Source organism: Nakamurella leprariae (assembly GCF_016918035.1).
GTDB lineage: Bacteria > Actinomycetota > Actinomycetes > Mycobacteriales > Nakamurellaceae > Nakamurella > Nakamurella leprariae.
In genome coordinates, this window is record NZ_JAERWK010000003.1 from 34,992 (window position 1) to 48,664 (window position 13,673).

The 13,673-nt window shown below is 68.7% G+C and carries 14 protein-coding genes; 6 read left to right on the plus strand and 8 right to left on the minus strand.

Features of this window, described 5'->3' with window-relative positions; translation table 11 throughout:
* Positions 1-23: 23 nt before the first annotated feature.
* On the minus strand, positions 24-1,094 hold the full coding sequence (locus JL106_RS01420; protein ID WP_205258896.1) for an FAD-binding oxidoreductase: 1,071 nt from the start codon (positions 1,092-1,094) through the stop codon (positions 24-26).
* 136 nt (positions 1,095-1,230) lie between these two features.
* A complete protein-coding gene (locus JL106_RS01425; RefSeq protein WP_205258897.1) occupies positions 1,231-2,865 on the minus strand; it encodes a ferritin family protein in 1,635 nt (544 codons plus the stop codon).
* A gap of 111 nt (positions 2,866-2,976) precedes the next feature.
* On the opposite strand from JL106_RS01425, the gene JL106_RS21845 reads away from it, so the two are divergent.
* Complete coding sequence (locus JL106_RS21845; RefSeq protein ID WP_205258898.1) at positions 2,977-4,944, plus strand: sigma-54-dependent Fis family transcriptional regulator; 1,968 nt, start codon at positions 2,977-2,979, stop codon at positions 4,942-4,944.
* Positions 4,945-5,728: 784 nt separating this feature from the next.
* Positions 5,729-6,049: a putative quinol monooxygenase gene (locus JL106_RS01435; protein ID WP_205258899.1), complete on the plus strand. Its 321-nt coding sequence runs from the start codon at positions 5,729-5,731 to the stop codon at positions 6,047-6,049.
* A gap of 71 nt (positions 6,050-6,120) precedes the next feature.
* Here JL106_RS01435 and JL106_RS01440 read toward each other — a convergent pair whose 3' ends face one another.
* Positions 6,121-6,456: a hypothetical protein gene (locus JL106_RS01440; RefSeq protein ID WP_328840957.1), complete on the minus strand. Its 336-nt coding sequence runs from the start codon at positions 6,454-6,456 to the stop codon at positions 6,121-6,123.
* A 107-nt stretch (positions 6,457-6,563) separates the two neighbouring features.
* Positions 6,564-6,761, minus strand: coding sequence for a hypothetical protein (locus tag JL106_RS01445; protein ID WP_205258901.1), 198 nt, complete (start codon positions 6,759-6,761; stop codon positions 6,564-6,566).
* Here JL106_RS01445 and JL106_RS01450 point away from each other — a divergent pair.
* On the plus strand, positions 6,760-7,683 hold the full coding sequence (locus JL106_RS01450) for an NADP-dependent oxidoreductase (RefSeq protein WP_205258902.1): 924 nt from the start codon (positions 6,760-6,762) through the stop codon (positions 7,681-7,683). The two genes, JL106_RS01445 and JL106_RS01450, sit on opposite strands and share 2 nt — an antisense overlap.
* 68 nt (positions 7,684-7,751) lie before the next feature.
* Here JL106_RS01450 and JL106_RS01455 read toward each other — a convergent pair whose 3' ends face one another.
* On the minus strand, positions 7,752-8,189 hold the full coding sequence (locus JL106_RS01455; protein ID WP_205258903.1) for a MerR family transcriptional regulator: 438 nt from the start codon (positions 8,187-8,189) through the stop codon (positions 7,752-7,754).
* A gap of 133 nt (positions 8,190-8,322) precedes the next feature.
* On the opposite strand from JL106_RS01455, the gene JL106_RS01460 reads away from it, so the two are divergent.
* The gene (locus tag JL106_RS01460) at positions 8,323-9,231 is read left to right on the plus strand and encodes an NADP-dependent oxidoreductase (RefSeq protein ID WP_407940064.1); all 909 of its coding nucleotides are present in this window, start codon (positions 8,323-8,325) and stop codon (positions 9,229-9,231) included.
* 131 nt (positions 9,232-9,362) lie between these two features.
* Here JL106_RS01460 and JL106_RS01465 read toward each other — a convergent pair whose 3' ends face one another.
* Positions 9,363-10,139, minus strand: a complete 777-nt coding sequence (locus tag JL106_RS01465) for an SDR family NAD(P)-dependent oxidoreductase (protein ID WP_205258905.1) — start codon at positions 10,137-10,139, stop codon at positions 9,363-9,365.
* Between the two features lie 383 nt (positions 10,140-10,522).
* Between JL106_RS01465 and JL106_RS01470 the strand changes: the two genes are divergently transcribed.
* A complete protein-coding gene (locus JL106_RS01470; protein WP_205258906.1) occupies positions 10,523-11,176 on the plus strand; it encodes a nuclear transport factor 2 family protein in 654 nt (217 codons plus the stop codon).
* 180 nt (positions 11,177-11,356) lie between these two features.
* The gene (locus JL106_RS01475; protein WP_205258907.1) at positions 11,357-11,920 is read left to right on the plus strand and encodes a dihydrofolate reductase family protein; all 564 of its coding nucleotides are present in this window, start codon (positions 11,357-11,359) and stop codon (positions 11,918-11,920) included.
* Between the two features lie 33 nt (positions 11,921-11,953).
* Here the strand turns inward: JL106_RS01475 and JL106_RS01480 are convergent, their stop codons facing one another.
* Both JL106_RS01480 and JL106_RS01485 read right to left on the minus strand, forming a co-directional pair.
* On the minus strand, positions 11,954-12,127 hold the full coding sequence (locus tag JL106_RS01480; RefSeq protein WP_205258908.1) for a hypothetical protein: 174 nt from the start codon (positions 12,125-12,127) through the stop codon (positions 11,954-11,956).
* A gap of 100 nt (positions 12,128-12,227) precedes the next feature.
* Positions 12,228-13,256, minus strand: a complete 1,029-nt coding sequence (locus JL106_RS01485; protein WP_205258909.1) for an LLM class flavin-dependent oxidoreductase — start codon at positions 13,254-13,256, stop codon at positions 12,228-12,230.
* Positions 13,257-13,673: the final 417 nt, after the last annotated feature.

Here is a 13,673-nt window from a genome sequence, read left to right on the forward strand (position 1 = left end):
CGTGGAGCGCGGATGAGTGGTGATCAGGTCGCGGCAGCTGCCGGGCTGGTGAAAGAGTCGTAGAACACCTGGTCCTTCGGCACCCCCTGTGCGTCCAGGAAGAACAGTGCGGCTTCGACCATGGGCGGCGGACCGCACAGGTAGACCTCGCACCTGGCCAGTGCGGACTCGCGCCGCGCCACGACCTGTGTCACGTTGCCGGCCTCGGGGACGACCGAAGCCGGGAGCCTGTCGGCCTCGGGTGGGCCGACGTCCGGGAGCGGTTCTGACAGGCATGCCACGTACTCGAAGTCGCGGAGTCCCTCGCCCAGCTTGAGGATCTCGTCGACGTAGAACAGGTCTGACGCTGTCCGTGCGCCGTAGTAGAACCGCACCGGCCGCGTGCTCCCGGTCTCGTTCATGTGCCGAAGGATCGACAGGATCGGCGCCATTCCGGCGCCTCCGCCGATGCACACGACGGGCAGCGCATGCCCGTCCTTGATCGTGAACGAGCCGAAGGGACCGTTGACGTGCAGCTCGTCGCCCACGGCGAGGCCGGCCTCGAGGAGGGTGGAGAACTTCCCGCCCGGGTACTTCTTGATGAGGAATTCGATCTCCCCGGGCGTGGACTGTGTCGTCGCCATCGAGAACGACCGGTGTTCGTCCGTCCCCGGGATGCTGATGTCGCTGTACTGGCCCGGCTTGAACTCGTAGGTCTCGGGCTCCACCGCCACCAGCCGCAACGACACGATGTCTCGCGTCTTGGGCTCGATGGCGGTGATCCTGGTCCGGACGTCCTGGATCGGCACGCCGCCGAGGAGCTCGTCTTCGTCGAAGTTGAGCAGCTCGATGGTGCAGTCGGTGTACGCGTGCGCCCGGCAGAGCAGGACGTAGCCTTCCGCGACCTCAGCGTCGTTGCAGGCGAAGGTCGAGTAGCGCTCCATCTGGATCTCGCCGTCGAGGACGTACGACTTGCAGGCGGAGCACTGCCCTTCCCGGCAGCCGTGCATGAGGTGGATGCCCTGCCGGAAGGCGGCATCGAGGATCTTCTCGTCCTCGCCGACCTCCATCTGGATGTCAACAGGTTCGAAGTTGATTCGGTGCGTCTCGCCCATTCGGCATCCTCCTTCGAAGCTCGTGGGGGTGGGGGTGTGCGGAGAGCGAGAACCGCCGGGCCGCACGCCGTCGGTCAGGACGGCGCGCGGTCCGGCACGGAACTCCCGGTTCCGGGGGCGGAAGCGCCCGAACCGATCAGACCGAGACGTTCTTGTTCGCGCGGTAGGAGGCTGCCCACGCATCCCGCTCGGCGTCGGTCATCTGGTTGAGCGTGACGTTCGGGCTCCCGAAGGGGATGCCACGGACGTCGTCGAGCGTCCACAGCTTCTTGGGATCGTCGAGATCCAGGTGCGGCTGCGGGATGAGGGTCTTGCCGTCGTCGCGCACGTAACCGAGGTCCTTGATGATGTCGGCGAGATCCTTGCCGTGGTGCAACGTCTCCCACTCACGTGCACCGGTCAGCCGGCCCATGTTCGGCGTCTCGCGACCTTGGTACTCCGGCCGGAACGCGGTCGTGTCGGTCCAGGCACACGTCTCCGAGCAGTAGGTCCGCCACTGCCCGTCGACCTTGTCGACGACCATGTCCTCCCGGATGAGCGCCGGAACCATGCAGGTCCAGCAGCGGTGCGGGTACTCGTAGCCAACGTCCTCGAAGGCGATCGGCTTGTTCTTGCCGGGGTACTTCAGCCGGTTGTAGGCCTCCCACCACTTCCCGAACCGGGCGTACCAGCCGGGGTACTTGTCCTCGAACCACTCGAAGTCGGCATCGGTCATCCCGTCGATGCGCCAGTAGTTCACCGGCCACCCCGTGGCGAAGAACCGGGCGACCTCGTGGACGTAGAACTTCTTGGTGATCCGGTTCCACGCCTCCTCGACGAGATCGTGCGGGATCACCAGGCCATACTTCTCCAGTGGCAGCAGGTAGCTCCGGTAGTAGTCGTCGTAGATCCACCGCTGCCACATCTCTGCGTAGGACTCACGGTCCTTGCGACGGTCCTTGGTGCCGTACTCGATGAACGTCCCGATGGCCGCGTCGACGACGCAGTGGTTGTTCCACCAGGCATACCGCATGTCGCGCTCCAGCAGCGGCCGGTTGCGCTCGTCGGCCAGTGCCATCAGAAGGATCGAGTAGCCGTTGGAGATGTGCCGAGACTCGTCGGACTGGACCGAGTGGAACACCGTTGGCAGCAGGTAGTCGCCGTTGGCCGCGGCTTCGTCGGGCATGGCGACGAAGAGGGTGTTGGTGAATGCGGTTTCGGCGACCACGGTGAGGTAGATGTTCGCCGCGGTGATGGCGTCGCCGGTGATGAAGCCTTCGCCGAACTGGCGGCCGATGGTGCCGGCGTAGTTGTTCGCGAAAGCCTTCTCGGTCATGTCGAAGCCGGCCGGGTCGATGTAGTTGTTCATGTAGAGCTTCTTGAGGTTCATCTGGATCGTCGAGTGGCGCACCTCATCGATCATCTGCACCGCGAGCCCGTTGTGGATTTCCGGGTTGGGCACGGCGTCGATCGCCAAGGGCATCGCCCGGGCAGCCGAGATCTCGGGGAACGGGATGATCGAGAGGAACAACTTCTGCCACTCCATCCAGCGCTGCTGGACCTGGCGGAACATGTTGCCGCGGATCGCGCCGTCCATCGCGCCGAAGACGCGATTGTCCTTCTCTTCTTCCATCGGGAAGTACGACCGCATGATCTGCTTGAGCGGATCCTTCTTGGGCGCCTTCTCGAACGTGTAGTCCGTTCCGAACTTGGTGGCGGGTGTCGCGAAGGTCGGTTCCCACGTCAGCTCGGAGATCTTGGCGTGGGCCTTCGTCAGACTTTGTCTGCTCACTGCTGGCCTCCTCGGGTCACGGCCGGGCGCTGCCAGGGATCGGGCGGTTGCCGGTGTGACCTGAGCGTGATCGACCCGAGCACGATCGTCTGTCTCAAAATGAGAGGCGCTGTGACTTCGGTCACAGCAGCGGCCGACCGCGGCGGGCTGTCTCATTTCGATACACCGCCAGAGCGCTCGGGGGCCCATCCTGTCAGGTGGCATGACGAGTCTGATCGTCCGGCTGACGGCTCGTCGCGCCAGGTTGTCGAAGCGTTCGCTCGATACCAGCGAAAGGCAGCGTTGTCAATGACGACAGCGTCACAGGGAACCCCGCCCGCCATGGACCGCAGTGCCCGGGAGGCCTACCTCTCGAGCGGCACCATCGGCGCGGACGTTCGCGAGGTCGTGCGCCAGTCGTGGGCGCGGAGCGCCCGGGCCGGCGTCGACCCGAGCAGCCTGCAGCCGGTCTACGGAGACGACGAAGCCGATCCGAAGGTGCTTGCCGCCGTCGACGTCGTCCTGGCCCGTCAGCTCGACCGACTCGGTCGCGAGCCCATCAGCATCATCTTCGCGTCGCCGTCGGGCATGATCCTGCGCCAGACCTGTCCCGACGGGTCGCTGTCCGGCTTCCTGCGCAGGGTGTCGCTCGAGCCTGGTACCGACTTCGGCGAAGGCAGGGTGGGCACGAACGGCATCGGCACCGCACTGCAGGCGGAGAAGCCCACGCTGATCATGGGCGCCGAACACTTCGCCGACGAGCTGACCATCTTCGCGTGCGCGGGCGCGCCGGTCCACCACCCGGTGAGCCGATCGATCGTCGGGATCATCGACCTCACCTGCACCGCCGCGAACGGGAACACCCTCCTCCTGAGCTACGCCCAGACCGTCGCAGAGCAGATCGAGCTGGAACTGCTCCAGACGGTCGGCGGGAAGCAGCTGGCCCTCCTGCGGGACTACTTGGCCGCCTGCAGGCACGCCACCGGGCCGATCGTGGCCCTGAACTCCGACCTGGTGATGATGAACCACCACGCGCAACAGTCCTTGTCCGATTCGGACCGTGCGGTACTGCTGGCGAGGACGTCGGACGCCCGCGGCAATGCGAAGCCCACGGTGTTCGTCGCTGATCTGCCGAGCGGAACTCTGGCTCGGATGGACTACCGCCCCACGTTCTCGGGAGCGGAGCTCGCCGGCGGCGTCTTCCGGGTCGGGCTGACCGCGACCCGCAAGGAGGGTGGGGAGCGCCGAGTCGAGCCTCCCCGACTGCCCGGCCTGGCCGGACACAGCCGATCGTGGATGCGGACCACCAGCGCGCTCCGTCAAGCCCTCCGGGCTGACCGTTGGGCCGTCCTGGAGGGCGAGGAAGGCGTGGGAAAGTTCGCGCTGATCCGCGCGATGCACTACGCCGAGATGCCCGACCGACACTTCCGGATGATCGACGCCCAGACAGCGGCCGAGGACCCTGAGGGCTGGCTCACCGCAGTCGAGGAGGAGTTCGAGGGACCACCTGGAACACTGGTGCTGCGGCACCTCGACCTCCTTCCTGGAAGGATGATCGGACCACTGTCCGAGATCCTGCTCCAGCAGGCAGCCCACTCCCGGAACGCAGAGGGCCACTGGGTCGTCGCCACGATCGACCAGGCCGCCGACCATCCCGCGGTGTTGGCACAACTCGTTCCCATCTTCGACGTGACCATCGCGCTGGAACCGCTCCGCCACCGCGGTGAGGACATCGGTGTCCTGGCGCCGCTGATGCTCGCGCAGATCGCGCAGTCCGAGGAAATCACCCTGTCGGCCCGAGCCGTGAACCAGCTCCAGCGTCATCCCTGGCCGGGGAACGTCACCCAACTGCAGAAGGTGCTGCGCGCGGTGTTGTCCTACAAGCGGCGCGGTGTCGTCGACGTGGCCGACCTACCCGCCGAATGTCTTGCTGTAGGACGCCGGACGTTGACGTCGATCGAATCCATCGAGCGCGACGCGATCGTCCGGTCGTTGCAGAGTCAAGGCGGGAACAAGAGTCTGGCCGCGATCGACCTGGGGATGTCCCGGGCGACCATCTACCGCAAGATTCGCGAGTACAGCATCACCATCACCGGCTAGCCGCGCGTGCCGCTGAGGACCGGTCACCCGTCGAAGCCGAGGGCACGAGTTGACTCCCGTTCTGGCGATCGCACGTCGCGTGGTGTGTCGGTGTCCGCACATCAGCGCGAGTCGGCACAGTCAGTGGCGGCGATGGCGGTCCCCAGCGTGGCGCTCGGCTCCCCTTCGTGGATCCAGCTGACCTCCTTCAACGGGCGGGGTGAGGATCCGTCCGACTGCCCACCACTTCCGGCGACGAACCTGCGTTCCGCGGCCGCGCCGCCGGGTCCGCGGGTGACCGCCTGGCGCCTCCCCGATCCCCTGGTCGCCGACCTCACCCGGCAGCCCTGCCCGCCCGAGCGGGAGCCGTGCGAGCGCTGCGGCAGCTCCAGGGCATCGACCGGTGAGGATCCGGTCGGCTGGTGCATCCGGCCGGGGGTCGTCGCCCGGTTGGAGGTCGGCGCGCGGCCGCAGGGAGCAGGTGCACGAGTTCGTCGGGTGCAACAACTCGAGCACGAGCCGACACGGTCGGGATGGGAGAGCCCGTGCGGTCGGCGATCTCGCGGGCGCTGGTGAGACCGCGGGACGCCACCGCCTCCAGGATCGCCAGTGTGCGTTGCGCGAACTGGCGCGGGACTGCCCGGCAGCGTTGGCGGCGGCTGGTGACACCGTCGACGGTGACACCGTTCTCCCAGTGCGCGGGAGACCAGCCCGGCCCGCGGTCGCCCCAGCACGGGCGGCGTGGCACGATCGCCAACAGCACGCTCGGCGCGTCCCCGTCCCACCGCCTCCCGAGGAGCCTCGAATGATCTTCATCTGCGTCAAGTGGAAGGTCAAGCCGCAGTACGCCGATCAATGGGTCGAGCTGACCCGGGACTTCACAGAGGGGACTCGGGCGGAGCCGGGCAACATCTTCTACGACTGGTCGCGCAACGTCGAGGACCCGACCGAGTACGTTCTCATCGAGGCGTTCGCCGAGGACGCCGCCGAGGCGCACGTGACGAGCGCGCACTTCATGAAGGCCCAGGCGGACCTTCCGCAATACCTGGTTGAGACGCCCCAGATCCGCAACATCGTCATGACGGGCGACCACTGGGACCGGCTCACCGAGTTCGAGGTGCGCTGACCGGCTGACGTCCGGATCGCGGCTGGAGTGCCAGCCGCGACGGGACTGACAGTCCGGCACCGTCGAAGTGCCTATGCGCCGGACATTTCTTCGGGCTCCACAGGCGTCTCGTTCGCCGGTATGGCCACGTTGGAGAGCTCGGATGCCGTCGACCGGGTCGTGGATACCGACCGCCGGAGGCGCCCTGCACGACGACTGGGTAGGGCCGGCGAACATCGACCCGTCCGCGGCACGCCCAAGACGGCCACGGTCGCGGTGGCCACGCCGACGCCGACCTCCTGCAGCGACGAGCGGACGACCGCCGTGCCGTCCGCGTGCAGCCGCACCGAGACGTCGGCGAACAGCCGCGCCGGCACGTGGAACGCACCGGCCGCGCCCCAGCCGACGAGCCAGCGCCCGTCGCGCATCGAGCGGGGCACCGGGTCACGGGCGTCCCAGCCAGAGCGCTGCGCGTTCCGGGCGAAGACCTCCGGCAGGCGGCGGCCGCGCTGCCGACGGCACCAGCCGGCGCCAATCAACAGCACACGCCGATGGCGGTGAGGACACCACCGAGCGCGCGCATGTGGCGTGCGCTCCACCGAGTTGGACGCTCGGGTGCGATCATCCAGGCGAGCACGATGGACAGTCGCTCGCGATCCGCGGCGCTGTGATCGTCCGCGACCGGCGACTTCCGCCCTCTATTGGTGCACACGTACTCGAACGGGAGCAGCATGCGAGCAGTCCTGATGTCCGGCTACGGCGGTACCGAGGTGCTGCAGGTGGCCGAGGTGCCCGACCCCATCGCGGGTGCCGGCGAGGTGGTGGTCGACATCCACGCCGCCAGCGTCAACGCGGCCGACGCCAAGGTCCGTGCCGGCGTGACGGTGTACGACGACATGTCCTTCCCGCACATCCTGGGACGCGACTTCTCCGGGGTGGTCAGCACCGTCGGTGACGGCGCCGACCTGCGGCCCGGTGACGAGGTCTTCGGTGTCTGCCTGCGGGGCACCGACGGCGGGTACGCCGAGCGCATCGTCATCCCGGCCGCGATCGTGGCTCGCAAACCGACGGGCATCGACCACACCGGCGCGGCGGCGCTGGCGTTGGCCGGAGTCACCGCCATCTACGGACTCGAGGATGCCGGCGAGCTGCATCGAGGACAGCACGTACTGATCCAGGGCGGCGCGGGTGGTGTCGCCGGGTTCGCCATCCAGCTGGCCAAGTTCCTCGGCGCTGAGGTCACCACCACCTGCAGCGCGAACAACGCGGACTACGTGACGCAGCTCGGCGCCGACCACGTCATCGACTACCACCGCACCGACTTCACGACCCTGGGCGCTCGCTTCGACCTGGTCTACGACACCGTCGGTGGTGAGGTCCAGCGGCGGTCGGCCACCGTGGTCAGACCGGGCGGCCGACTCGTGTACTGCGCACCAGGCCCCGAAGGACGGTCGCCGAGTCGTGACGACATCGGCGTGATCCATCCCGAGGTGCGGCGTGATCGCGCTCATCTCGACCGCGTCACCGAGCTCGTCACCACGGGCGCCGTGCGCCTCCCGACCATCACCTCCTTCCCGCTCGATCAGGTCGCCGACGCTCACCGGCTCAGCGAGAGTCGCCATCTGCAAGGCAAACTCGTCCTCCGCATGCGGTGAAGCATCCGACCGTCCTGCATGATGATGCCCGCAGCCCAGTCTCAGGAACGTCTTGTCCCCGCCACCGGTCAGGGTGTGACCGCGAGTCCCGAGTCGGAGTGTGTTCGTGCTCGGTCCGTGTCGGCGCACCGGCCGGCCGGGTCGACGTCGGCGGCGAGGTGCCGGGTGGCGTGATCGATGAGGTGGTGCAGTTGGTCGCGGGTGTCGGCGATGGCCGCCATCTGCTCGCCGAGTCGTGCGTACTCGGCCTGCATGATCGCGATGGACTCCTCGGTGAGCTCCGGCGATGGAGTGTCGACGCACGGCAGGATCGACGCGATCACTTTGCTGGACAGGCCGGCTGAGTACAGCTGCCGCAGGAGCCGCACCCGGTCGACCGCATCCGCGTGGAAGACGCGGTGGGCCCCGGAGTCGGCGCGCTGCGAGTCGAGCAGTCCCTGCTCCTCGTAGTACCGCAGCGACCGGACGCTCGACCCGGTCAGTCGGGCCAGCTCGCCGATCCGCACTCGTGACTCCGTTCACAATCGGTTGAATCTGACATTCACGTCAGATTCTACGCTCAACTGGTCAGGACGACGAGCCACTCGCTCCGATGAGTCAGCGGCCGTCACCGGTTCCAGAGTCGAAGGCGTCCTCAGCATGTTCGCAGTGCAGTACCACCATTACGGCGACCCCAGCGTTCTCGAGGTCGGCGACCGTCCCGAACCCCACGCCGGACCCGGTGCAGTCCGCATCCGCGTCCTGGCCGTGAGCGTGAACCCCATCGACCGACTCCTGCGCGCGGGACACCTGCGCGAGGTGTTCCCGCTGCCCTTGCCCACCGTCCCCGGGCGCGACGCCGTCGGCATCGTCGACGAGATCGGCGAGGGCGTCGGCGACACCGCGATCGGTGAGAAGGTCTTCGGGCTCGGCGGCATCAGCGACACCACCGCCGAATTCGCCGTCGTGACGGCGTGGGCTCCGGTGCCACCGACATGGACCGACGAGCAGGCCGCCGCCGCCGGACTGGCGTCGGTCACCGCCCTGCGTGCACTGGAGGCCCTGGGCGACCTGGCCGGCGCGACGCTGCTCATCGACGGCGCGGCTGGTGCCGTCGGCAGCGCGGCCGCTGCCTTCGCACTCGCCGAAAGCGCACGGGTCATCGGAACCGCGAGGGGAACCAACCACGAACGCCTCCGAGCACTCGGCGTCATCCCCGTGACCTACGGCGACGGCCTCCGCGAGCGCGTCCGCGCCGTGGCACCGAACGGTGTCGATCTGGCTCTGGACGCGGCCGGAGCGGGCTCACTGCCGCGCCTCGTCGAGCTCGTCGGCGACGTCGATCGTGTGGTCACGGTCGCCGACCACCAACGCGCCGGCGAGCTCGGCGTCCGAATCGCGAATGCCGACAACGACTCTTCACTGCTCCGCCGGGCAGCAGCCAGCGGTGCGGCCGGCCACTACACACCGGACGTGAGCGAGGTGCTCCCCTTCCGGGAAGCGGCCGACGCTCACACCCGCTCCGGGGCCGGCGCCGGCAAGATCGTGATCCGGCTCGCAGGTCAGTGACGCCCGCCCGGTCCGACCGCTGGATCGTTCTCCGACACCTCCTGTCACTGACCTGCGCTCGGAGATCAGCGATGACGACGTCGGCGGACTCCCGCGGTCGGCCCCGGCGAACGCTCTGACGCCGCCACCCGTCAGGGCGCGACCGCGAAACCATCCAGCATGGCGTTGAACCGGGCCTCGGTCGGGCCCTGTCCGGTGCTGTGGCTGAACAGGTAGAAGCGATCGGCCTTGATGCCGTCGATCACGCACTGCGCCACGACGGCGGCGTCGCGCTGCCCCAGGTTGAGACTGGAGGACGCGGGTGCGTCCCCCACGGTGCCGCGCATCTCCTGGGTGATCTGGCTCGGGGTGGGCCCGGGGCACAGCACGGAGACGCCGATGTCGTCGAGCTCGATCTTCATCGTCTCGCTGATGGCCACGACGCCGTACTTCGCGGCCGTGTAGACGCCGAGGTTCCGGACCGCGAACACCCCCGACAGCGACGAGGTGTTCACCACGTGCGCCGGCGAGCCCTGTGCGCGCATGCGCGGCACGAAGGTCCGGACGCCGTTCAGCACGCCCCAGAGGTTCACTCGGAACAACCATTCCCAGTCGTCCTGGGAGGCCTCCATGATCGGCCCCATCTGCAGGATGCCGGCGTTGTTGCACAGGACGTTCACCGCGCCGAATGCTGCATAGGCGGCATCGGCGAGCGCCTCGACGGACGCAGCATCGCCGGTGTCGACCTCCACCGCGAGCGACCGGACGCCGAGCGCTGCGGCCTCGTCGGCGACCGCCTGGGCGCGGGCCTGGTCGATGTCGCTGACGACGATATGCAGACCCTCGCGGGCGAAGGCCAGCGCGATCTCGCGTCCGATGCCGCTGCCGCCGCCGGTGATGACTGCCGTCTGTCCGGGCTGCAGTTCCATGTGGTGTTGGTTCCCTTCGGCGTCGTCCAGTCGGCGTTGACGCCGACGCCGCGCAGATCGGCTGCGCAGACAGGAGGTCCGGACGCGATCCTGGCGGGTCCCGGGCTCGCCCGCTCGCCGGACACGCGTGTCTCCGGGTGGAATCCCGCGAGTCGGGATCGACCGCGCGCCGAAACCCCGTGGCGGGTGATCCGGCCCGGATCCCGGTCGGGTTTGGCGGGAGCTGATCGGAAGCGATGTTTCCGGTACGGAACGGATCGAGGTCCCGACGCGCGGGACAATTCGGACGTCATCGCTTGTCCCGCTTGACGCTTCGAGGTCGCCCGCGATCTACTCCCGGTCGGGAGATGCCCGATGACGCGCGCCGACCTCTGGAGAATGCAATGACCCACACCGACCATGCTGATGTCGCCCGGCCACGCCTCGCCCGACGGGGACTGCTCGCCGCCGGAGGGGCCGGCCTGGTGGTCGCCGGAACGATGCTCGGCACCGGCGGCACCGCCGTGGCGGCGTCACGGCAGTCGTCAGGGGGCGTCGGCGCGCCGGTGTCGGCCGATGACTACACGGCGATCTGCCAGCTGAAGGCCAACTACGTGACGGCCACCGACTCGCTGACGAATCCCGACAATGCGGATCGGGCCCTCGCGCTCTACCGGGCGACCTACACCAAGGACGCCGAGAGCTCGGCCGGCTACGACCCCGCCAACCCGGACTTCCTGGTGTACGGACCGGATGCGCTGTTCGAGCAGCAGCGGGGCCTGTCCGCGTACCTGGCGTCGCAGCACAACGTCGGGGTCATCCACGTGGAACGCAGTGATGCCCACGGTCCGGACTGCCCGTCGGCCATCATCACCGCGCACGTCCTGGTGACCCTGGTGCCCCGCGACACCCTGACCGTGGTCCGCCTCGCCGCGACGTACCACGACGAGGCCGTGAAGTGGAAGGACCGCTGGTACGTGACGAAGAGCTTCGCGCAGTACCAGTCCACCGAGTCCACGCCGCGAGTCGCGCCGCCCGCCGAAGTCGCCAGCGAGTAGTCCCGGGCGCAGCGGCCCTGTCACGGTCATCCCCGGCGGATCGCGCCTGTCGAGGTGCGGTCAGCCGGGGACGACCTGGACCTGCCGCTGCGTGGTGCGACCGAGCGCCGCCGATGAGTTCGGTGCCGAAGCACTGGTCTGTCCCGGCCGAGGACACGACTGATCGAGAGGCCGGCGCCGGTGCGGAAACTGATCTTCGCCATGAACGTGAGCCTGGACGGCTACGTCGCCGCGCCCGGCGACGACCTCGGCTGGGGTGTGTCCAGCGACGAGGTGTTCCAGTACTGGTCAGACAGGGTGGGCGCCACCGAGCTGGCGCTGTACGGGCGTCGGCTCTGGGACGCCATGAGCGCCCACTGGCCGACGGCCGACCAGCAGCCCGGGGCGACACCGGCGGTGCTCGAGTACGCCCGCCGCTGGCGGGACATGCCGAAGGTCGTCTTCTCCGCGACGATCTCCACGGTCGACTGGAGCACCCGCCTGGTGGCCGGTGACGCCGTCACCGAGATCAGCCGTCTCAAGGGCGAGGACGGCGGTCCGATGGAGATCGGCGGTGCCACCCTCGCCGCCGCGGCCATGCGGGCCGGGTTGATCGACGAGTACGTGTTGATGACCTCACCAGTACTGATCGGACGCGGTCTGCCGTTCTTCACGGCCCTGGACCGCTGGGTCGAGCTGGATCTGCTGGAGACCCGGTCCTTCCCCGGTGGGGTGCTGCTGACCAGGTACCGGACCAGGCGCTGACCCGGACGCCGCGTCGCCTGGCCGGCGTTCGGCTCAGATCGGCCGGAGACGCAACCTGCCGGTCGGCGACGCCGGTGGCGCCACGTCGTCGGCTCCGAGGTGGACGAACCAGTCGAGGACGCCGCCGCCGGAGACGCCGGCGAGCGACTCCTCGGACACTTCGTCCCCATCGACCGGCTCGATTGCGGATGGCAGCGCCAGGACCATCTCGCCCGGCCGGGACGTCCACCCGGTGTGAGGCGACGGTCATCGGCCTCGGGCCGGACGCGCCCGCGTGCCGGGCCAGGGCCCGACCGGCACGGCGCGCTCAGAGGTCGGCGACCCGCGGCGCCACTTCCCTGCCCAGCAGCTCGATGCCGCGCAGCAGGTCGGCGTGCGCCAGTCGCGGGTTGGTCATCTGGATCGAGACCCGGTCGATCCCACCGACCTGATCGGAAACCCGCTGCAGCTTCGCGACGATGGTGTCCGGGTCGCCCATGAAGAAGGCGCCGTCCGGTCCGCTGGTGGCGTCGAACTGCGCCCGGGACGGCGGCGCGAACCCACGCTCCCGGGAGACCGAGGTGAACATCTGGTGCCACCCGGGGTAGATGGTGTCGGCCGCGGCCTTGACGCTCTCCCCCACGTAACCGAACAGATGCAGGCCGACCTTGAGGGTCTCCGGCGCGTGACCGGCCTCGGCGCCGGCCCGGCGGTAGAGGTCGATGAGCGGGGCGAACTGCCGGGGCTGGCCGCCGATGATGGCGACCATGAGCGGCAGCCCGAGCAACCCGGCGCGGACGAACGACTCAGGCGATCCGCCGACGCCGACCCAGATGGGCAGCGGGTGCTGCGCCGGACGCGGATAGATGCCCTGGCCGGTCAGCGCGGGCCGGTGCCGGCCGGACCAGGTGACGTGGGCCTGATCGCGGATCTTGAGCAGCAGATCGAGCTTCTCGGTGAAGAGGCTGTCGTACTCGCTCAACGGCAGACCGAACAGCGGGAACGCCTCGGTGAACGAGCCACGGCCGACGACCAGGTCGATCCGGCCCTTCGAGATCAGGTCCAGGGTGGCGAACTGCTGGAACACCCGGACCGGATCGGCGGCACTGAGCACGGTGACCGCGCTGCCCAACCGGATCCGCGACGTGCGGGCGGCGGCGGCACCCAGGATCACCGGAGGCGCCGAGTCGTAGTACTCCTCGCGGTGGTGCTCGCCGATACCGAAGGCGTACAGCCCGGTCTCGTCGGCGAGCTGGATCTCCTCGAGCAGGTGCTCCAGCCGCTCCTCCGGTCCGACCAGATGCCCGGTGACCGGGTCGGTCACGGCCGAGACGAAGCTGTCGATACCGACGTGCATGGTGATCTCCCTGGGCGGGTCGGTGTCGGGCGCCGAAGTGTGCGGCCGGTGGACTCGTCAACCAAAATACCGACCGATCCCTTCCCGGGTCGATCGGGGTGGTCGGATCGGTCACGGCGATCATCCCGTCGAGATTGTCGGTCGACGGGGTCGTGACAGGGCTGAGCGGGGCAGCACCGGATGGTCGATCACTCACAGTGATCACCCGGTTCGGCATCGACGTCAGCCTTCGGGGGACGTACCAGCGGGAAGCTGTCCGTGATCCTGGTTGCATGTCATCCGCGCTCCGCGGGCGGACTCCCCTCCTCGAACTTCCCGCCCTGACGCCTGCCGTCTCCACCCCGCTCCCCGCAGTCGCACCGGCCACCCGACCGGCACCTGCCTCGAGTGGCGATGCCACGACTCCTGGTGCCGGAC